The 19,430-nt window shown below is 69.8% G+C and carries 18 protein-coding genes; 7 read left to right on the top strand and 11 right to left on the bottom strand.

Annotation, left to right across the window (positions count from 1 at the left end):
• Window positions 1-224: 224 nt before the first annotated feature.
• From kdpC to NS283_RS18390, 5 genes are read right to left on the bottom strand one after another with little or no spacing between them, the layout of a single operon-like run.
• Window positions 225-809 carry a potassium-transporting ATPase subunit KdpC gene (gene kdpC, locus NS283_RS08525; RefSeq protein ID WP_058596438.1) on the bottom strand — a complete coding sequence of 195 codons (585 nt, stop codon included), beginning with the start codon at window positions 807-809 and terminating at the stop codon, window positions 225-227.
• Between the two features lie 11 nt (window positions 810-820).
• Entirely contained in the window at window positions 821-2,962 is a 2,142-nt protein-coding gene (gene kdpB / locus NS283_RS08530; RefSeq protein WP_058596439.1) for a potassium-transporting ATPase subunit KdpB, read from the bottom strand.
• Window positions 2,962-4,629 (bottom strand): potassium-transporting ATPase subunit KdpA, encoded by a 1,668-nt coding sequence (gene kdpA, locus NS283_RS08535; protein ID WP_058596440.1) that lies wholly within the window; start codon window positions 4,627-4,629, stop codon window positions 2,962-2,964. The genes kdpB and kdpA overlap by 1 nt, the downstream gene beginning before the upstream one ends.
• A 1-nt stretch (window position 4,630) precedes the next feature.
• Window positions 4,631-4,720, bottom strand: a complete 90-nt coding sequence (gene kdpF, locus NS283_RS18640; RefSeq protein WP_074696280.1) for a K(+)-transporting ATPase subunit F — start codon at window positions 4,718-4,720, stop codon at window positions 4,631-4,633.
• On the bottom strand, window positions 4,717-4,896 hold the full coding sequence (locus tag NS283_RS18390; RefSeq protein WP_058596441.1) for a hypothetical protein: 180 nt from the start codon (window positions 4,894-4,896) through the stop codon (window positions 4,717-4,719). Before NS283_RS18390 ends, kdpF begins: the two co-directional genes overlap by 4 nt.
• A gap of 192 nt (window positions 4,897-5,088) precedes the next feature.
• Between NS283_RS18390 and arfB the strand changes: the two genes are divergently transcribed.
• Complete coding sequence (gene arfB / locus NS283_RS08545) at window positions 5,089-5,526, top strand: alternative ribosome rescue aminoacyl-tRNA hydrolase ArfB (protein WP_058596442.1); 438 nt, start codon at window positions 5,089-5,091, stop codon at window positions 5,524-5,526.
• Window positions 5,527-5,707: 181 nt separating this feature from the next.
• On the opposite strand, the gene NS283_RS08550 is transcribed toward arfB, so the two are convergent.
• The 4 genes from NS283_RS08550 to xylB form a co-directional block, all read right to left on the bottom strand.
• Window positions 5,708-6,094 carry a PLD nuclease N-terminal domain-containing protein gene (locus tag NS283_RS08550; protein WP_058596443.1) on the bottom strand — a complete coding sequence of 129 codons (387 nt, stop codon included), beginning with the start codon at window positions 6,092-6,094 and terminating at the stop codon, window positions 5,708-5,710.
• Between the two features lie 206 nt (window positions 6,095-6,300).
• The gene (locus tag NS283_RS08555; protein WP_058596444.1) at window positions 6,301-8,394 is read right to left on the bottom strand and encodes an APC family permease; all 2,094 of its coding nucleotides are present in this window, start codon (window positions 8,392-8,394) and stop codon (window positions 6,301-6,303) included.
• Between the two features lie 212 nt (window positions 8,395-8,606).
• Complete coding sequence (locus NS283_RS08560) at window positions 8,607-9,233, bottom strand: transaldolase family protein (protein WP_058596445.1); 627 nt, start codon at window positions 9,231-9,233, stop codon at window positions 8,607-8,609.
• A gap of 12 nt (window positions 9,234-9,245) precedes the next feature.
• Window positions 9,246-10,706 (bottom strand): xylulokinase, encoded by a 1,461-nt coding sequence (gene xylB, locus NS283_RS08565; RefSeq protein WP_058596446.1) that lies wholly within the window; start codon window positions 10,704-10,706, stop codon window positions 9,246-9,248.
• 125 nt (window positions 10,707-10,831) lie between these two features.
• On the opposite strand from xylB, the gene NS283_RS08570 reads away from it, so the two are divergent.
• Window positions 10,832-11,449, top strand: a complete 618-nt coding sequence (locus NS283_RS08570) for a hypothetical protein (protein ID WP_058596447.1) — start codon at window positions 10,832-10,834, stop codon at window positions 11,447-11,449.
• Here the strand turns inward: NS283_RS08570 and NS283_RS08575 are convergent.
• On the bottom strand, window positions 11,432-12,406 hold the full coding sequence (locus tag NS283_RS08575; protein ID WP_058596448.1) for a sugar-binding transcriptional regulator: 975 nt from the start codon (window positions 12,404-12,406) through the stop codon (window positions 11,432-11,434). The two genes, NS283_RS08570 and NS283_RS08575, sit on opposite strands and share 18 nt — an antisense overlap.
• A 102-nt stretch (window positions 12,407-12,508) precedes the next feature.
• Between NS283_RS08575 and NS283_RS08580 the strand changes: the two genes are divergently transcribed.
• From NS283_RS08580 to NS283_RS08595, 4 genes are read left to right on the top strand one after another with little or no spacing between them, the layout of a single operon-like run.
• Window positions 12,509-13,504: an ABC transporter permease gene (locus NS283_RS08580; RefSeq protein WP_058596449.1), complete on the top strand. Its 996-nt coding sequence runs from the start codon at window positions 12,509-12,511 to the stop codon at window positions 13,502-13,504.
• A 43-nt stretch (window positions 13,505-13,547) separates the two neighbouring features.
• Window positions 13,548-14,549: a substrate-binding domain-containing protein gene (locus NS283_RS08585; protein ID WP_058596450.1), complete on the top strand. Its 1,002-nt coding sequence runs from the start codon at window positions 13,548-13,550 to the stop codon at window positions 14,547-14,549.
• A gap of 1 nt (window position 14,550) precedes the next feature.
• Entirely contained in the window at window positions 14,551-16,077 is a 1,527-nt protein-coding gene (locus NS283_RS08590) for a sugar ABC transporter ATP-binding protein (protein WP_058596451.1), read from the top strand.
• A 12-nt stretch (window positions 16,078-16,089) separates the two neighbouring features.
• On the top strand, window positions 16,090-16,713 hold the full coding sequence (locus tag NS283_RS08595; RefSeq protein ID WP_058596452.1) for a KpsF/GutQ family sugar-phosphate isomerase: 624 nt from the start codon (window positions 16,090-16,092) through the stop codon (window positions 16,711-16,713).
• 60 nt (window positions 16,714-16,773) lie between these two features.
• Here the strand turns inward: NS283_RS08595 and NS283_RS08600 are convergent, their stop codons facing one another.
• Window positions 16,774-17,619: a serine hydrolase domain-containing protein gene (locus NS283_RS08600; protein ID WP_058596453.1), complete on the bottom strand. Its 846-nt coding sequence runs from the start codon at window positions 17,617-17,619 to the stop codon at window positions 16,774-16,776.
• A gap of 208 nt (window positions 17,620-17,827) precedes the next feature.
• On the opposite strand from NS283_RS08600, the gene NS283_RS08605 reads away from it, so the two are divergent.
• A complete protein-coding gene (locus NS283_RS08605; RefSeq protein WP_058596454.1) occupies window positions 17,828-19,429 on the top strand; it encodes an OmpL47-type beta-barrel domain-containing protein in 1,602 nt (533 codons plus the stop codon).
• Window position 19,430 lies beyond the last annotated feature (1 nt).

Here is a 19,430-nt window from a genome sequence, read left to right on the forward strand (position 1 = left end):
CACTCAACGTGAGGAGCGCGCCCGCGCCCCCGCCCGCGCCCGCGCTCCTCACGTTGAGTGTCCAGAACACGCCGTAACGGCACCGCGGAATACGGCGTGTCTTGGACACTCGAGGTCGTTTCCCGAGTCGATACCGCTGCCCGGGCGCACGCGCGCCGCCGCCCCGCGCGGGGCGGGGCGGCGGCGAAGGACGCGACGGAGGTCATGTCAGCGATTCTCGTCGCTCACCGGGCGTCGAGCGCGCGATTGAGCTCGAACACGTTCACGCGCGGGTCGCCGAGGTAGCCGAGATCGCGCGGCAGGGTGTGCTGCGCCACCAGCGCCTCGACCTCCGACGACGGGATGCCGCGAGCCTCCGCCACGCGCGCGACCTGACGCTCGGCGTTCTCGACCGAGATGTCGGGATCGAGCCCCGAGCCCGAGGCGGTGACGGCGTCGGCGGGGACCGAGCCCGCACCGTTGAGGTCCCGGAAGTCCGACTGCCCCTGCTGGATCGAGGCGATGAGGTCGGGGTTCTCGGGCCCGAGGTTCGAGCCGGTCGAGGCGGCCCCGTCGTACTTCGCGGCGGAGGGACGCGACTGGAAGTACTGCGGGAGCGCCTGGCCGTCGGCATCCTGGAACGACTGTCCGATGAGGGTCGAGCCGACCACGGCGCCGTCGGCCGAGCGGACGAGCGAGCCGTTCGCCTGGAACGGGAGCGCGACCTGGCCGATCGCGGTGATGAGCAGCATGTAGCCGACGCCGAGTACGGCGGTGAAGACGAGCATCGCGCGGACGGCGACGCCGGCGGTACGCAGGGTGGTGCGCATGAGGGGGCCTTTCAGAAGCCGGGGAGCAGGCTCACGACGAGGTCGATGAGCTTGATGCCGATGAAGGGGACGATGACGCCGCCGAGCCCGTAGACGAGCAGGTTGCGGCTGAGGATGCTCGACGCGCTCGCCGCGCGGTATTTCACTCCGCGCAGGGCGAGGGGGATGAGCACGATGATGACGATCGCGTTGAAGATGATCGCGCTGAGCACCGCGGATGCCGGAGACGACAGCTGCATGATGTTCAGCACCGCGAGGCCCGGGAACACCCCCATGAACATCGCCGGGATGATCGCGAAGTACTTCGCGATGTCGTTGGCGAGCGAGAACGTCGTGAGCGCCCCGCGGGTGATGAGCAGCTGCTTGCCGATGCGGACGATGTCGATGAGCTTCGTCGGGTCGCTGTCGAGGTCGACCATGTTGCCGGCCTCCTTCGCGGCCGAGGTGCCGGTGTTCATCGCCACGCCCACGTCGGCCTGCGCCAGGGCGGGGGCGTCGTTCGTGCCGTCGCCGGTCATGGCGACGAGGTTGCCGCCCTCCTGCTCGCGCTGGATGAGGGCGAGCTTGTCCTCGGGCGTCGCCTCGGCGAGGAAGTCGTCGACCCCCGCCTCGGCCGCGATCGCCTTCGCGGTGAGGGGGTTGTCGCCCGTGATCATGACGGTCCGGATGCCCATCGCCCGCAGCTCTCCGAAGCGCTCGCGGAGGCCGTCCTTGACGACGTCCTTGAGGTGGATGACGCCGAGCACGCGCCCCTCGCCTGTGGGCGTGAGGGTCGCGACGACCAGCGGCGTACCGCCCGACTGGGCGATGGCATCCGTCTCGCTCTGGAGCTGCACGCGCAGCGCCTCGGGAACGGGGGATCCGGATGCCGCGAGCCAGGCCACCACGGCGGATGCGGCGCCCTTGCGCACCTGGGTGCCGTCGGCGAGGTCGAGTCCCGACATGCGGGTCTGGGCCGTGAACGGGACGGGTTCCGCGCCGCGGGGCATCTCGGCGACGATGCCCTGGGCCGCGGCCAGTTCGACGACCGACACGCCCTCGGGCGTCGGGTCGGCCTGCGACGACAGCGAGGCGTACTCCGCGAGCAGCGGGCCGCCGACACCGTCGAGCGGCACGAACGCCGACGCGCGACGGTTGCCGTAGGTGATCGTTCCGGTCTTGTCGAGCAGCAGCGTCGTGACGTCGCCCGCGGCCTCGACGGCGCGGCCCGACATGGCCAGGACGTTGCGCTGAACGAGACGGTCCATGCCGGCGATGCCGATCGCGCTCAGCAGCGCACCGATGGTCGTGGGGATGAGGCACACGAGCAGCGCCACGAGCACGGGGATCGACACCGGCGACGCGGCGTACGACGCGATCGGGTTCAGCACGAGCACCACGACGACGAACACGATCGACAGGCTCGCGAGCAGGATGTTCAGCGCGATCTCGTTCGGCGTGCGCTGGCGCGAGGCGCCCTCGACGAGCGCGATCATGCGGTCGACGAAGGTCTCGCCGGGCTTCGACGTGATTCTCACGACGATCCGGTCGCTCAGCACGCGCGTGCCGCCGGTCACCGCGCTGCGGTCACCGCCCGACTCGCGCACGACCGGGGCGGACTCTCCGGTGATCGCCGATTCGTCGACGGTCGCGATGCCGTTGACGATGTCGCCGTCGCCGGGGATGAGCTCCCCGGTCTCGACGAGCACGATGTCGCCGACGCGGAGGTCGCCCGAGGGGACGTCCTCGGTGGCGGCCCCGGATGCCGCGGGGTCGGCTTTCCCGTCGTACGAGACGACGCGGCGGGCCGAGGTCGTCGTGCGTGTCTTGCGCAGCGTCGCCGCCTGCGCCTTGCCGCGTCCCTCGGCCACCGACTCGGCGATGTTCGCGAAGAACACCGTGAGCCACAGCCAGATCGCGATGGCCCACGTGAACCCGAAGGGCAGCGACCCGTCGGCGCCCCCGAGGAACGGCTCGGCGATCGCGATGAGGGTCGTCAGGGCCGCGCCGACCCACACGAGGAACATGACGGGGTTGCGCCACTGGGCGGCGGGGTTGAGCTTTCTCGCGGCACCCGGGAGGGCGGCGACGATCTGGGCGGCGCTGAAGGCGCGGCGCGGGGCGGCAGGGGTCGGGGTCTCGGCGGGAGCCGGGGCGTGGGTGAGCGTGGACATCAGCGGACAAGTCCTTCGGCGAGGGGCCCCAGGGTGAGGACCGGGAAGTAGGTGAGAGCGGTGACGATCACCGCGACGCCGGCCAGCAGGCCCGCGAACTGCGGTCGATGCGTCGGCAGGGTCCCGGCCGTGGAGGGCACGGCATCCTGAGCCGCCAGCGACCCGGCGAGAGCCAGCACGAACACGATCGGCAGGAAGCGCCCGAGCAGCATCGCCACCGCGAGAGCGGTGTTGAACCACGCGGTGTTCGCGGTGAGGCCCGCGAACGCCGAGCCGTTGTTGTTGGCCGCCGAGGTGAAGGCGTAGAGCACCTCGCTGAAGCCGTGCACGCCCGGGTTGAGGATCGAGGTGTTCTCGACGTCCTCGCGGATGCCCGGCAGAGCGAAGCTCAGCGCCGTCCCGGCGAGCACGAGCGTCGGAGTGACGAGGATGTACAGGCTCGCGAGCTTGATCTCGCGGGGCCCGATCTTCTTGCCGAGGTACTCGGGCGTCCGGCCGATCAGCAGGCCGCCGACGAACACCGCGATCACGGCGAGGATCAGCATGCCGTACAGGCCCGACCCGACCCCGCCGGGCGCGATCTCGCCGAGCATCATGTTGATCATCGGCATCATGCCGCCGAGAGCGGTGTAGCTGTCGTGCATCGAGTTCACGGCGCCGGTCGACGTGAGCGTGCTCGTCGTGCCGAACAGCGTCGAGCCGAAGATGCCGAACCGCACCTCCTTGCCCTCCATCGCGCCGCCCGCGAGGGTCGGTGCCGTGCCCGCGGCGGTGAGCTCGGCCCACGTGAGCAGAGCCGCGGATGCCACGAAGATCGCGCCCATCACCCCGAGGATCGTGTACCCCTGGCGGTCGTCGCCGACGATGCGGCCGAAGGCGCGGGGGAGCGAGAACGGGATCACCAGCATGAGGAAGATCTCGAGGAGGTTCGTCCACGGCGTGGGGTTCTCGAACGGGTGCGCCGAGTTGACGTTGAAGATGCCGCCGCCGTTGGTGCCGAGCAGCTTGATGGCCTCCTGGGATGCCACCGGCCCGCCCGGGATCGACTGGGCCGCGCCCGTGAGGGTCGTGGCATCCGTGAATCCGTTGAGGTTCTGGATGACGCCGCCCGCGAGCAGGACGACCGCCGCGATGATCGAGAAGGGCAGCAGCAGGCGGTAGGTGCCGCGCACGAGGTCGACCCAGAAGTTGCCGATCACGCCGCTGCGGCGATACGCGAAGCCGCGCACGAGCGCGACCGCGACCGCGATGCCGACGGCGGCCGACACGAAGTTCTGCACGGTCAGGGCGGCGAACTGCGCGGTGTAGCCGAGCGTCGACTCGCCCCCGTACGACTGCCAGTTGGTGTTGGTGACGAAGGAGACGGCCGTGTTGAACGACAGGGCCTCACTCGGGGCATCGAGGCCCAGAGAGTAGGGCAGGACGGCCTGCAGGCGCAGGAGCGCGTACACGAACACGACGCCGACGAATGAGAACAACAGCACCGAGCGCAGGTACGCCTGCCAGGTCTGCGCGCTGCGCGGGTCGACGCCGATCAGACGGTAGGTGCCGCGCTCGATCGCGAGGTCGCGCTGCCCGGTGTAGATGCGGGCGATGTAGTCGCCGAGCGGGCGGTACGCGAGGCCCAGGGCGACGACGAGGGTGAGGCTGGTCAGGAGAATCGCCATCTCAGAACTTCTCCGGACGGACGAGCGCGACCACGAGGTACACGACGGCGGCGACCGCGAGAACCGCGGCGAGGATCGAGAAGAAGATCACGAGCGGTCCCCGTCCTCGCGGGAGGTGCCGGCCGCGTTCGCGTCGGAACGCGCGGCGGAGGTGCCGCGGGGCGCGAGAATGCTCGCCGGTGGGCCGAGCTTCTCGACCCCCTTGGCGACGAGGGCGACCAGCGCGAACAGCGCGACGGTCGCGACGAGGAAGACGGCATCGAGCACGACGACTCCAGGATCGAGGGGGCCGCGGATTCGCGGATGCCGCGGGGGCGGCACGTCTGTCGATCCAACGCGCCGGGGGCCTGGCATCCCGCTTCCCTAACGCTTTCCCTACGGGCCGCCCACGGACGCATACGCCGTGCTTACGCGGGCGGGCGGTGGGCTTCCACGACGCGGCGGGCGCAAGATGGAGGCATGAGCGCCTCCGACGATTCCGGCATCCGGGTCACGGGGTCGCTCGTGATCCCGGCGTCCGAGCTGTCGTGGCGTTTCTCACGGTCGTCCGGCCCGGGCGGGCAGGGCGTGAACACCACCGATTCGCGCGTGGAGCTGATGTGGGATGCCGGAGCCTCCACGGTGCTGTCGCGCGTGCAGCGCGAGCGGCTCGTCGAGCGCCTCGGGAACCGGCTCGTCGACGGGGTGCTGACGATCGCCGCGTCGGAGCACCGCCATCAGCTGCGGAACCGCGAGGCCGCGCGCGAGCGTCTCGCCGCGCTCGTCGCCGACGCCGTGCGCGCTCCGGCGCCGCCACGGCGTGCGACCAAGCCGACGCGCGGATCGACCGAGCGCCGGCTGCGGGCGAAGCAGCGGCGCACCGACATCAAGCGGATGCGTCGTCGCCCGACCGACTGACGCCGGCGCCCGCCCGCTCGCCCGCTCGCCCGCCCGCGCTCCCGCTCGCCCGGTTGAGTGTCCAAAACACCCGGACATTTTTCTGAGGCGTCCGGGTGTTTCGGACACTCAGCACGCCTGGGACCCGCAGCAGGCGCCCGGCGCCGTCCTGACGCCGGGACAGGGTCACCGCCCTGGTGCGTCAGCTCCCCGCGCCCGCACCCGACCCGGGCGAGCCGCCCTCCGCGCGCCGCCGACGCACCTGCTCCTCGAGGTCGGCGAGGTGCATCTCGCGCTCGAGGTCGGCGATCTGCTGCTCGGTGCTCCGCGCGTCGTACGTGCGCGGGGCGGGTGCCGGCTCGGCATCCTTCTGCCAGCGCCGCGGGTCTCCGAACGACATCGGCGCCTGCCGCTGCTCGTACTCGCGACCGATCGTGAACCACAGGATCGACCCGATCAGCGGCAGCAGCACGATGAAGAACACCCACACGAACTTCGGCATGTGCTTGACCTGGTCGTCGCGGCGCGTGATGGCGTCGATCAGGGCGATGACCATGACGGCGAGGGTCAGCAGGGCGAGGAGGGGCATGCCCCCCACCCTGCCCGAGGGCCGCCGCCACGTCTACCGCCCCGGCAGCGCGACGTGGTGTGCCGAAACTCCTGAGACTCTGCGTTCGCGGCCTCGTAGAGGGGGCCGCGGGTCGATTCGACCTTGATCTCTCAGGAGTTTCGCTCCCACGCACACGCGCACGGGGCCGCGCCCGGCTCCTCGAGAGCAGGCCCCGGCGGACGGGCTCAGGATGCCGAGCCGCCGGGCCCCTTCCGCACGCGGGGCGCCGGCACCTCGGCGACCGGCTGTCCACCGCGCTGCTGTCCCGGGAGGGGTCGCGAGCGGCGGCCGTAGATGACCTCGGACGAGTCGAGCAGCCAGGGGACGAGCGTGATCGAGACGCCGTGCACGAGCATGAGCTGCTGCGCGAGGCGCCGCGAGCGGCGGTTGTGCAGGATCGACTCCCACCAGTGGCCCACGATGAACTGCGGCAGGTACACCGTCACGACCGAGGAGCCGTGCTTCTCGCGGTACGACTTGATGAAGCTCGACACGGGCGACGTGTACGTGCGGTACGGCGACTCGATGATCACGAGCGGGATCGGCATGTCGTGCTCGGCCCATTCGCGCTGAAGGCTCGCCGCTTCCTCGTCCGTGATCGCGACGTGCACGGCGAGCGTCTTGTCGTGCTTGGCCGCCAGGGCGTAGTCGATCGCCTTCATGACGGGCTTCTGCAGCCGGTTGACGAGCACGATCGCCACGTCGCCGGACGCACCGAAGTGCACCGTGTCGTCCATCTGGATCTCGTGCTCGACGTCGCGGTAGTACCGGTTCACGCCGACCATCAGCACCGCGAGGATCGGGATGGCGATGAACACCAGCCAGGCGCCGTGCGTGAACTTGGTGATCGTGACGATCAGCAGCACGAGCACGGTCATGCCGGCGCCCACGGAGTTGATCCACAGGCCCGAGATCGCCGAGCGGCGCTCGATCGCCGCGGACTGCTGCTTCGCGGCCTCGGGCGGCAGGCTCTTCAGCCCGCGCAGCGTCCGGCGCCAGTGCTTGACCATGCCGATCTGGCCGAGCGAGAACGACACGAAGACGCCGATGATGTACAGCTGGATCAGCGTCGTGAGGTTTGCCTGGTAGACGATCAGCACGCCGATGGCGACGATGCCGAGGATGATCATGCCGTTCGAGTACACGAGACGGTCGCCGCGGGTGTTGAGGGCCTTCGGGGCGTATCCGTCGCGGGCGAGAACGGCGCCGAGCAGCGGGAAGCCGTTGAACGCGGTGTTGGCCGCGAGCAGCAGCACGCACGCCGTGGCGGCCTGGATGATGAAGAACGGGATGCTGTTCATGCCGAACGTGGCGGCCGCGACCTGAGCCATGAGGCTCGGCTGCGGGTTGTTTGCGCAGTCGAAGCCGATGAGGTGGCACGGGTTCTCGGCGTAGTGCACGCCCGAGATGAGGGCGAGCAGCGTCAGTCCCGTGAACAGGACGATGGCGATGCCACCCATCATCGTGAGCGTCGTCTGTGCGTTGCGGATCTTCGGCATGCGGAAGGCGGGCACGCCGTTCGACACGGCCTCGACACCCGTCAGGGCGGAACATCCGCTCGAGAAGGCGCGCAGGATGAGCAGGATCAGCGCCGCTTGCGTGAGCGATTCCGCCTGGACGGCGTACTGCGAGCTCTCCGCCACCGGGGCGTTGCCCAGCAGGGTCCGGCCGATGCCGACGACGATCATGATTCCGACCGAGCCGATGAACAGGTACGTCGGGATCGCGAAGACGCTCGACGCTTCGCGCACGCCGCGCAGGTTCACGATCACGATGAGGATCACGAAGCCGACCGCGATCTCGACGCGGAACGGGTTCAGTTCCGGCAACGCCGAGATGATGTTGTCGACCCCGGATGCCACCGACACGGCGACCGTGAGCACGTAGTCCACGAGGAGCGCGGCGGCGACCACGACCCCGGGGATCTCGCCGAGGTTCTTGCTCGCGACCTCGTAGTCACCGCCACCGGAGGGGTACGCCTTGATGAGCTGCCGGTAGCTCAGCACCACCACGACGAGCAGTACCACGACGGCCACGGCGACCCACGGGCTGAGCGTCAGGAGCGCAGTTCCACCGATGAGCAGGATCATCAGCAGCTCCTGCGGGGCGTAGGCCACGGAGGAGAGGGCGTCGGAGGCGAAGATTGGCAGCGCCATCTTCTTGGGCAGGAGCTGCTCGTCGAGTTTTTCCGACGTCAGAGGCTCGCCGATGAGGATGCGCTTGGCCATCGGCGTCTCCACGCCGGGCTCGCGACTTTCTTCAGTCACGGCGCGCGACATTACGCGCACTGGGGGCTGTGCGCAATCTGACGCGCACCCGTTCACGGCATGGTCGCCAGACCGTGATGATGGGATGTTCTCGATCACGTGCGCTGTTCCCGTCGTCCGGTGCGACTTCGACGCGTGTGCACGGTGCTTCTTCGCGCCGGATGCCCACGGCCGCGTCGGCGGCGAGGACCGGATCGGAGGAGCTCGATGCCCGCGGGCACGGGTCAGCGCCCGATGGCCTCGAACTCTGCCGCAGCGGCCATCGTCAGTTCATCGCGCAGAGCCGCACGAGCCACGGCGGGCGACAGGGTGACGTCCTGCGCGCCGGCCGCCAGCGCCTCGGCGACCTGCTCGGGCGAGCGCAGGCTCGCGGCCAGGATCCGCGGCGTCCTGGTGATCGCGGCCATGCGGCGGACGAGCTCGATGCCGTCCCGACCTCGGTCGGTGGCGCGCCCGACATAGGGTGCGATGAATTCGGCGCCCGCGGCGTCGGCCAAGGCCATCTGCATGGGGTGGTAGACGGCGGTGATGAGGATGCGCGATCCGCTCCGGGTCAGCTCGCGGCCGACCGTGAGCCCCTCGACCGTGGCGCAGAGCTTGACGACGACGTCGGAGCCGAGCGTCGCGAGACGCGTCGCGGACCGGCGGAGTTCGGGCAGGTCTTCGCCCGTGGCCTGGGCGAAGAACGTGCCGACGCCGCGATCGCGTGACCACGCGAGAAGGCTCTCGACGTCGTCGCCGGTGAGGCCGGCCCGATCGAGGATGGTCGGGTTGGTCGTGACCCCGGCGAACAGGCCGGTCGCCAGGAGAGGTTCGAGTTCGGAGCGCTCGGCGCCGTCGAGGTAGAGCACGGGATTCTCCGTTCAGTGGTGGGGTGCGGGTTCCTGTACGGCCGTGAGGTGGAGATACCGCTCCCAGACGTCGGTGCGGTCGTGAGAAGGATCGATGGACGACGTCACCTGTGGTGACCACTCCGCCGTCACTTCGGCCACCGTCTGACCGCGCGCCACCGCCGCGGCTTGGATCGCGGCGCCGCGAGCGGTGCCCTCGGGAGCGTCCACCGTCACGACCGACCGCCCCGTGAGGTCGGCGATGATCTGCCGGTACGCGCGCGCTCGCGCGCCGCCGCCCACTGCGATCGTGCGGCCGCCGGTAGGGACGCCGTGCGCGGTGAGCTGCCGCTCGCCGCGCACGAGACCGAGCGCGACCCCCTCGAAGGCGGCCAGGGCGAGCTGTTCGCGCGTCGTCGCGGTGGTGAGACCGGCGAGCATGCCTCGGGCGTCCGGCAGACGCGGCGACCGTTCGCCGTCGAGATAGGCGGCGAGCACCGGGCGGTCGGGGTCGAGCGGGGCGGCCAGGGCGAGCTCGCCGAGGGCGGCGTGGTCGACCCCGAGCAGCCGACCCATCGTGTCGGTGACCTTCGTGCAGTTCAGCGTGCACACCAGAGGGAGATATCCGCCGGTGACGTTCGCGACGCCGTCGATGGCCCCGCTCGGATCGAGGACGGGCTGCGAGTTGGTGGCGAAGACGACACCGGAGGTGCCGAGGCTGTACGCGATGTCACCCTCGATGAGTCCGATTCCCTGGGCGGCCAGGTGCTGGTCGCCGCCGCCCGCGGCGACGAGGACGTCATCGCCGATACCCAGCGCTGTCGCGGCGGTTGACGTGAGGCGGCCCGCGGCCTCGTCGGGGCCCAGCACCCGAGGAAGGGTCGACTCCCACTCCCGGGCGGCGACGAGGTCGCCCAGGACGTCGGGGCGCCACCGGTTCGTCGGGGCGGAGTAGTACCCGGTGCCGCTGGCATCCGATCGATCCGTCACGTGTGCGCCCGTGAGGCGGAAGGTCAGCCAGTCGTGCGGGACGGCCAGGTGCTGGACGCGGGCGAAGACATCGGGCTCGTTGTCGCGCAGCCACGCCAGCTTCGCGATCGTCAGGGCGGCGGACGGGGCGATGCCCATCTGCTGCGTCCACCACGACAGGCCTCGGGCTTCGAGCAGTGCCTGAGCCTGAGCGGCCGAGGTGGTGTCGTTCCACAGTTTGGCCGGACGCAGAACGACGCCGCTCGCGTCCGACGCGACCAGCCCGTGGCACTGGGCGCCGACACTGAGGGCGACGACGTGGACGTCGTGCCCGCTGACCGCTTCGCGTACCGCGCGGACCATGGCATCCCACCACGCCTCTGGATCCTGTTCGCTGACCGGCGGAGTGGTCGCCGGGTGCGAGACGCGTGCCGTCGACACGAGCGCCCCGCTGTCGAGCGCGCGCAGTTCTACGGTGCAGGACTGCGTGGAGCTGTCCACGCCGACGACGACGTCGGTGGTCATGTGTCACTCGCCTTCCGGTTGTTCGCCGAGCGGTGATGGTACGGCTCTCGCTCGCCATTCGCTCACTTGTGCAACGCGTGTGTACATTTGAGCATAGCGCGAAGGTCGCGCGAGAGAGGCCATTCATGCGCGTCGCGGGTTCGCTGTGGTCGGTGCCGCCGGGCGAGCAGCTCGACACCGTCGCTCACCTCGCCTCGCGCGGGCTCTCGCGCCTGCATTGGGATGCCAGCGACGGCCTCTTCGCGGCGGCGGGGGGCTTCTCTGCCGAACACGCCCGCGAGCTCACCCTCCTCGGTGGGCTCGATGCCGAAGCCCACCTCATGGTGTCAGACCCCTTCGCGGAGGTCGACGCGTGGACGGACTTCTGCGACGTGATCTATCTGCACGCCGAAGTCGACGAGTGGCCGAGGGCGGCGGACCGCATCTCGCGGAGGGGGTCCCGGCCGGGACTCGCCGTGCGGTTGGAGTCGTCGGTGGAGTCGCTCCCTCGGGACATGCCGATGCTCTGTATGTCGATCACCCCGGGGCAGGCGGGGAGCGTGTTCGATCGGCGCGTGCTCCCACGTGTGCGTCGACTGCGCGAGCTGTCGCCGGATCGATCGCTGTCCGTCGACGGGGGAGTCACCCGTTCGCTCGTCGCCGACCTCGCCGAGGCGGGGGTGGAGAGTATCGTCGTGGGCACGGACCTCGTCGCCGCCGACGGGGCGCAGCGGTGGGGCGACGTGTTACGTCCCATCCACTGAGTCAGACAGGATCGCCTCGGCCAGCGCCGCGTCGGTCACGAGTCCGGTGATGAGCCCGGCGCGCGCCACCGCTCGGACCGCTCGCGCCTTCCGAACCCCGGCGGCCACGGCCAGGACGCGCGGGATCGCGCGCAGCTGGGCCGGCGTGATCGCGATCGCGCGCTCGGTGAAGCTCTCGGCCACCACGGAGCCGTCGTCGGTGATGAGGATCGACGAGACTTCGGCCACGACGCCCTGAGCCACCAGCGCTTCGCGTTCGGCGGGCGGCACGGCGAGGTAGAGCTGCGAGTCCGGCGGGTTCCAGGAGCCGACCGAGAGCAGGGCGGTGGTGACGTCGGAGTACATCGCCATCGCTCGGGCGATCTCGGGCTGCGTGCGCAGGGCGGCTGCGGTCTCCGCCGTGTCCAGCAGGAGTGGCGCGAAGATCGGGAACGCCGCCCCGCCCGAGCTCTGCGCCATTCGCCGCACGAGTTCGACGGGCGACTGGCTGAGGTCGGCGCCGACCGCCCCCGTCAGTTGGACGACCGACATCTTCGACAGGCGGGGGAGGGATGCCGTGAGGTCGGCGAGTGTCTTGCCCCACGCCATGCCGATGATGGAGCCCTCGGCGAGCGAACTGGCCAGGTGCTCCGCGCCGGCCTGGGCGACGACGGAGCGAACGCGGTCGAGGTCGCCGTGAGCGTGGACGACGACGGCCTCGGAGAGGCCGAGTCGTTCGGCCAATCGAGCGGAGAGGTCGTGGTCGACGGCGCCTTCGTCGTCGAAGGTGATGGTCACCAGTCCGCTCGTGCGCGCTTGCTCGAGCATGCGAGCCACCTTGAAGCGCGAGACGCCGAGCTCGGCGGCGATCTCCACCTTGCTGCGGTCTTCGAGATAGAAGCGGCGTGCCGCGAGCAGGAGGCGGCCCCTTTCTTCGACGGGCAGCCGGAGATCCGAACGTGCGGCCTCTGATTCCACGCCGACCTCCTTCGTGAGTTGCGGACGACTGCTGCCCAATCTAGTATCTGATCATACGGGCGCATCAAGCGCTCATATGAGCGATAGCGAAGGAGCGGCGCCATGCGGAGACGAGTACCGAACGAGGTGGGCATCGCGGCGGTCGTCGTGCTGGTGGCCATCGTCCTGAGCGTGCTGTCGCCGAACTTCCGGACGATCGAGAACGCCCAGGTCCTGCTCTTGAACGGAGCGGTGATCGCGTTCCTCGCACTCGGTCAGACGTTCGTGCTGCTGACCGGCGGCATCGATCTGTCCACCGGATCGAACATCGCGCTCACCGGCATGATCGCCGCGCTCGCCACCTCGGCGGGACTGCCCTGGTACGTCGCGGTGATCGCGGCCATCGCCATCGGCCTGGTCGTCGGGTCGCTGAACGGGAGCCTGATCGCCTACCTGAAGCTGCCCCCGTTCATCGTCACGTTCGCGACGTTCGGGGTCGCTGCGAGCATCCCCCTCATCCTCACCGGAGCGAGCTCCGTCAACGTTCGCGACCCGTTCTTCGCGATCATCGGTCGCGGCGCGCTCTTCGGCATCCCGATGCCCGTCGTGCTCGTCGCCGTCGCCGCGATCGTGTTCAGCGTGGTCCTGCGGTTCACCTCGACGGGCGTGCACATCTACGCCGTCGGCGGCAACGCCGAGACGAGCCGTCTCGCGGGTGTCCGCAGCGCGCGGGTCATCGTGCTCGCGTACGCCCTGAGCGGGCTGTGCGCCGCGATGGGCGGTCTCATCGTCACGAGTCGCCTCATGGTCGGCTACCCCAGCGCCGGATCGGGCAACGAGTTGTTCTACTCGATCGCCGCAGCCGTCGTCGGCGGGGTCAGCCTGTTCGGGGGAATCGGCTCGATCGGCGGTGCGCTGCTGGGGGCCATGCTCATCGCCACGGTCTCGAACGGGATGAACGTCATCGGCGTCGAGAGCTACTGGCAGCCGCTCGTCATCGGCGTCATCATCCTCGTCGGCGTCGTCCTCGACACCCACCGCCGTCGCATCTCGCTCGCGACCCTGCTCAGCCGCTTCCGCGGTCCTCGCGAAGCCGCGGCTGCCGCGCCCACCTCGTAGTCGCCTTCACCTCGACCCACCACCCACACACCAGGAGAACACCATGCAACGACGCATCGCACTGATGAGCGCGGGGGCCGCCCTCGCCCTGCTGCTGTCCGGATGTTCCGGCGCCCTCGATACCGGCACCGGTACCGCGCCCTCGGCGGCGGGCGACGGCTCGATCCCCCGCCCGGCCGCCTGCGACGAAGCGAACCCCTACGTCGCGGTGGCGCTGCCCAACCTCACGAACCCGTACTACGTCGCGATGAAGTCCGGCTTCGAGGAGCAGGGCAAGGAGAACGGCTTCACGGTCGAAGTCCAGGTCGCCAACGACGACGACGCGGCGCAGCTCTCGCAGGTTCAGACCATGCTGCAGAAGAAGCCGTGCGCGCTTGCGCTGAACGCGGTCAAGTCCGAGCCCGCGGCGGCGATCGTGAAAGCGGCCAACGATGCCGGCGTTCCGGTCTTCACCGTGAACGTCATCGTCTCGGAAGATGCGCTCACCTCGCAGGGTGCGAGCATCGTGCAGTACCTCGGAGCCGACAACGCCGCGGGCGGCACGCAGATGGCCGAGCAGGTGCTCAAGGACCTGGGCGCCGATGCACAGCTGAAGATCGGTTTCGTCACCGAACCCGACGAGGTGCCGACGGTGCAGCGCGACGAGGGCTTCGAGAAGGGCATCGCGACCGATGCCAACGCTGAGATCGTCGCGAAGGTCGACGGGAACGTCAAGCCGGACGACAGCCTCGCCGTGACGACGGAGATGCTCTCGGGCAACCCCGACATCAACCTGATCTTCGCCAGCACGGGCCCGGGAACGTTCGGCGCGCTGCAGGCCCTGAACGGCAAGTCCAACGTGAAGCTGTACGGCTTCTGCGCCGCGGAGGAGCCCCTCACCGGTCCCTACGCCGGATGCGTCGCTCAGGAGCCGGAGTCGTACGGCCGCCAGGTGGTCGACCAGATCAAGGGGTGGCTCGACGGGGCCACGCCCGAGAAGGAGATCCTCCTGCCGCTGAAGATGTTCGTCGCCGGTGAGACGCCGGCCGCGGGCGAGGTGGGCTGACATGACCTCGGCGATGGACATGCCCCGGGCTCGGGGGCTGGAAGCCCGGAACGTGGTGATGAGCTACTCCGGCGTCACCGTGCTGAAGGGCGTGTCCATCGCCGTCGAGCCCGGTGAGGTCGTGGGGCTCGTCGGGCACAACGGTGCCGGCAAATCGACCCTGATGCGGGTGATCGCCGGCGCGATACGCCCCGACTCGGGCACGGTCACGGTGGACGGCGCGGGCGCGACGTTCGCGTCGCCGATCGAGGCCCTGGATGCCGGCATCGCCACGGTCTACCAAGAACTGTCGCTGCTTCCCAACCTGACGGTGATGCAGAACGTCTTCCTCGGATCAGAGAAGACACGGGGCGGCTTCCTGTCGCGAGAGACCATGCGCCGGGAGACGCGCGCGCTGCTGGGCCGGTTCGGCCTCGATCTCGACCCCGACGAGAACGTCGGCATCCTGCCGGTCGCCACCCGGCAGTTGCTCGAGATCGCCGTCGCCACCCATCGCGACGCGAGGTACCTGATGCTCGACGAGCCGACCACGAGTCTCGAGGGCAAGCAGGTGGACCAGCTGCTCGACATCGTGCGCTCCCTCGCGGCCGACGGGATCGGGATCATCCTGGTCGATCACAAACTCGAAGAGCTCTACGCCGTGGCATCCCGCATCGTCGCCCTCGTCGACGGCGAAGTCCGCATCGACGCGAAGGTCGCCGACATCGGCCGCGACGAGGTCGTCGCGGCGATCGCCGGCGACGAGGCGGTCGAACTCCTCCGGCGACGCGATCGCGTGCCTCGTGCCTCCGACCCGGATGCCGCCGTCACGATCGAGATCACGGGCTTGCGAACCGACGCCCTGACGAGCGTGGATCTGCGGGCACGCGCCGGACGCGTCCTCGGCATATACGGGCTCGTCGGGTCGGGACGGACGGAGCTGCTCCGCACGCTCGTGGGTCTCGATCCCGTGCGCGCGGGCTCCGTGCGACTGTTCGGTTCTCTCTACTCCCCTCGGTCGCCCGACGCCGCCCGCCGATCCGGAGTGGTGTACCTCACCGAGGAGCGCAAGGTGGACGGCATCGTCCCCCAGCTGGACTCCAGCGTCAACGCGATGCTCCCCGTGCTGCGCCGTGCCTACGTGCGGGGCTTGCTGAGCCGACGCGCGCTGCGCACGCAGGCCGCCGTCTACATGGACCGGCTGAAGGTGCGCGGAGATCGATCCGGCCCGATCGCCAGCCTCTCCGGCGGCAATCAGCAGAAGGTTCTCCTCGCCCGCGTGCTCGCCCAGGAACCCCATGTCCTCCTCCTGGACGAGCCGACGAAGGGCGTCGACCTCGGCGTCAAGGCCGACATCCACGAGATGATCCGCCAACTCGCCCATCGTGAAGGTCTGACGGTCGTCCTCGTCTCGAGCGAGGAGGAGGAGATCTGCGACGTGTCCGACGACGTGATCGTGATGAGCAACGGCGCCACGGACGGCAGCCTCCTCGACCCCCACACATTGACTCCGGCATCCCTGCGCCACGCGGCGTGGGCCGCCGCGTAACGAAGGATCCCCATGAGCAATTCCGCTGCCATCCTCGACGCCGCCCGTCGCATCGTCCGCGCCGAGGCCTCGGCCGTCGCGGCCGTCGCCGACCAGCTCGACGACTCGTTCACCGAGGTCGTCGAGCTGCTGCTGGGCACGTCGGGCAAGGTCTTCGTGACGGGATCCGGCACGTCGGGTGCCGTCGCCCGTCGAATGGCGCACCTCCTCGCCGTCTGCGGAACGCCCGCCGCCTTCATCCACGCGATGGACGCTCTGCACGGAACGATGGGTGTGCTCACCCGGGGCGACGTGCTCATCTCGATCTCACGAGGAGGCGAGTCGGCGGAGATCAACGATCTCTCCGCGCGTGCCATCGACCGGGGATTGTCGGTCATCGCCCTCACGGCCGCTCCCGCCTCGACGCTCGGACGTCTCGCCCAGGTCACAGTCGTGCTCGACACCGAGCCGGAGGCCGACCCGGGAGGGATGATCGCGATGGGCAGCACGCTCGTCACCGCGGTGTGGGGTGACGCCGTGGCCACGGTGCTCATGCGCCTGCGGGGGTACGGCTTCGACCAGGTCCTCGACATCCATCCCGCCGGCGCGGTCGGAACCACCCAGACGGTGCCGGAGGCGCTGGAACCGCTCCGCTGACTCGCAGGGTGCGTGCAGGTTCCCGGGGAGCGCCTTTCGCCCCTGTCCGACGCGCCGTCGTCAGACCCGGGCGATCGTCCGCGCGATGAACGCCGCCATCGCATCGGCGCCCTCGTGGTCGTCCGCACTGACCGTGACGACCGCGTCCTCGAGGAAGATCACGAGCTGCCCGTAGGCGCCGTGCAGTCGCCACGCGTCGCCGGGGCCATCCCAGCCCGCCAGCGCGTACCGGCGGTACCCCTCGCCGGTGCTCCCCGTATCGACCCAGCCCGCGTGCATGGCATCCACGATCCCCGTCGAGACCAGACGCCGCCCGTCCCAGACGCCCCGGTCGCGGATCAGGAGGCCCAAGCGTGCCATCTCCTCCGTGCGAAGCGACAGGCCCTCGCCGCCGAGCACTCGACCGTTCGGGCTCCGATCCCACGAGACGTCCCCGATGCCGAGGGGAGAGAAGAGGCGCGGCCGGAGAAACTCCTCGATGTCGCCCACGCGCCGAGCGAGCAGGGCCATCGCGGTGTAGGTGCTGGCGTTGGAGTACTGGAAGACGCGCCCGCGGGAAGGGCGCGAGAGGAACTCCGCCGCGAGGTCGGGCCAGTCGGTCATCAGCGTCGGCGACCACGGGAAGTCGATGCCGCTCGTCATCGTGAGGAGGCGGCGAAGCGTGAGATCCCGTTCCCGCGTGGAATCGATCGGCTCGTCCAGCGACACCAGCCCCTCGTCGGCGGCGATCCCGGCGGCCAGGACGCTCACCGCTTTGGCGACGGAGTGGATCTCTTCGCGTTCGTCGGGTGTCCAGCGGTGCTCGGCGATGTCGTCACCCACACGGACGTGGAGCCCGTGGGCGCGGAACCCGGTGTCATCGATCCGGCTCACGATCGCGTCACGAAGAGGTTCGGCTGCGGGCACGGTCTCAGGCTAGGCGCTCGCTCCCGCACCGTCGTGCGTGCGGTGCCCGAGCCGGCTGCACGGCGCCCCCGATGGTGCCGAGCGCACCTCAAGAAAGCGACAAGAGCTGCGCAACAAACGCAAGATCGCACAGGCCGCCGATAGCTTTCGGCTATTACCCGCATTCGCCGGTCTGCGCGTCGCGCCGGTCGGCAGCCCGAAGGAAACCATGAAACGTACATCCTGGGCCGCGCTCGCGAGCGCGGCCGCTTTCTCGGTGATCGCGGCGGGGGCGTTGATCGCTCCGCCCGCTTTCGCCGTTCCTGCCTCGTCGACCGACGACGTCGTCGAATTCGACCAGGGCACTGCCTACGTCCTCACGAATGTCGCCACCGGTCTCGTCGCCGGCATTCCCGGGAACACGAAGCACGAGGGCGCTCTGCTGAAGCAGACCGCCGACAAGGGCACAGCCAACCAGCAGTGGTACCTGCGTCCCGCGGGCGGCGACCTGTTCACCGTGGTCAACGTCAACAGCGGACTCGTGCTCGACCGCTTCCTCGACGACAAGCGCGGAACCGCCGTCGGCCAGTGGACCGCCAACGGTCAGACCAATCAGCAGTGGACCTTCGAGGCCGTCGGCGACGACACATACGAGATCCGCGTCAAAGACACCGGACAGGTGCTCGAGGTCGGCGCCAACGCCGACGAGGCGGCCGGGGTCACCGCGGGCACCGACGAGTCGAAGCCGACGCAGCGGTGGCGTTTCACCGCCCTCGACCGGGTCTCGGTCACCCCCACCCCGGCGGTCGCGGCCAACGGTTCCGGCTGGTTCACGGCTCCCGTCTCGCTGACCTTCCCCTCGTCGAGCAACGGCGTGACCGTGCAGACGCGCGTGCAGGGCACCGACACCTGGTCTTCGACGCAGCCCGTTCGGGTGAGCGCTGAAGGAACCACCGTCATCGAGTACCGCGCCGTGCGCAACGGCTCTGTCGCGGCGGGTTCGCGGGGCACCACGACGGTCAAGATCGACACCGTCGGCCCGGTGGCGTCGGCGACGACGAGCCCGGCGTCGGGCACGGTCGCTGCGGGTGGCACGGCGACGGCGACCTTCACGGCCACCGACGCCACCTCGGGCGTCGAGCACATCGAGTACTCCACCGACGGCGGAGCCACCTGGGTGCGTGGGTCGAACGTCTCGTCTACGGATGCCGGCACGCACGACGTGACCTACCGCGCGGTCGACGCGGCCGGAAACGTCGGCGCGACGAAGTCTGTTTCGCTCACCGTGCAGGCGCCCGTCGTCGCGCAGAAGGCGACGCCGTCGATCACCTCGGCCGACACGACCCCGCTCGGCGACTGGTACCAGAAGGACGTGTACGTCACCCTCGTCGCGCCGCAGGCCGGGCAGAAGATCCAGTACCGCCTGTACGGCAGCGACTGGAAGAACTACACGACGCCGGTCAAGGTCGCCCGTAACGGCATTTCGACGCTCGACTACCGCCTGGTCGCGTCGGGCAAGCCCGTCGCCGGCTCGGAGGCGAGCCTCACGGTCAAGGTCGACAAAGTCGTGCCCGCGGCCACGGCCACGCGCAACGCCGCGAGCGGCATCGGCACGCCGAGCAAGCCGATCTCGGTCTCGTTCGTCGCGAAGGACCTCCACTCGGGCGTCAGCAAGGTCGAATACCGCGTGAACTCCGGGGCGTGGGTCACGGCATCCGGGCCCGTCGTGTTCGACAAGGTCGGTTCGTACACGGTCCAGTACCGCGTGACCGACGTCGCGGGCAACGTCTCGTCGGTGCGTTCGGTGCCGGTGACGATCAAGACGAAGTAAC

Source organism: Microbacterium testaceum (assembly GCF_001476285.1).
Taxonomy (GTDB): domain Bacteria; phylum Actinomycetota; class Actinomycetes; order Actinomycetales; family Microbacteriaceae; genus Microbacterium; species Microbacterium testaceum_B.

What these genes read in the sequence shown, in the direction of transcription:
- kdpC (WP_058596438.1), bottom strand. Translation starts at nt 809, where the DNA reads ATGCGCACCACCCTGCGTACCGCCGGCGTCGCCGTCCGCGCGATGCTC.
- kdpB (WP_058596439.1), bottom strand. Translation starts at nt 2,962, where the DNA reads ATGTCCACGCTCACCCACGCCCCGGCTCCCGCCGAGACCCCGACCCCT.
- kdpA (WP_058596440.1), bottom strand. Translation starts at nt 4,629, where the DNA reads ATGGCGATTCTCCTGACCAGCCTCACCCTCGTCGTCGCCCTGGGCCTC.
- arfB (WP_058596442.1), top strand. Translation starts at nt 5,089, where the DNA reads ATGAGCGCCTCCGACGATTCCGGCATCCGGGTCACGGGGTCGCTCGTG.
- NS283_RS08550 (WP_058596443.1), bottom strand. Translation starts at nt 6,094, where the DNA reads ATGCCCCTCCTCGCCCTGCTGACCCTCGCCGTCATGGTCATCGCCCTG.
- NS283_RS08555 (WP_058596444.1), bottom strand. Translation starts at nt 8,394, where the DNA reads ATGTCGCGCGCCGTGACTGAAGAAAGTCGCGAGCCCGGCGTGGAGACG.
- xylB (WP_058596446.1), bottom strand. Translation starts at nt 10,706, where the DNA reads ATGACCACCGACGTCGTCGTCGGCGTGGACAGCTCCACGCAGTCCTGC.
- NS283_RS08570 (WP_058596447.1), top strand. Translation starts at nt 10,832, where the DNA reads ATGCGCGTCGCGGGTTCGCTGTGGTCGGTGCCGCCGGGCGAGCAGCTC.
- NS283_RS08580 (WP_058596449.1), top strand. Translation starts at nt 12,509, where the DNA reads ATGCGGAGACGAGTACCGAACGAGGTGGGCATCGCGGCGGTCGTCGTG.
- NS283_RS08585 (WP_058596450.1), top strand. Translation starts at nt 13,548, where the DNA reads ATGCAACGACGCATCGCACTGATGAGCGCGGGGGCCGCCCTCGCCCTG.
- NS283_RS08590 (WP_058596451.1), top strand. Translation starts at nt 14,551, where the DNA reads ATGACCTCGGCGATGGACATGCCCCGGGCTCGGGGGCTGGAAGCCCGG.
- NS283_RS08595 (WP_058596452.1), top strand. Translation starts at nt 16,090, where the DNA reads ATGAGCAATTCCGCTGCCATCCTCGACGCCGCCCGTCGCATCGTCCGC.
- NS283_RS08605 (WP_058596454.1), top strand. Translation starts at nt 17,828, where the DNA reads ATGAAACGTACATCCTGGGCCGCGCTCGCGAGCGCGGCCGCTTTCTCG.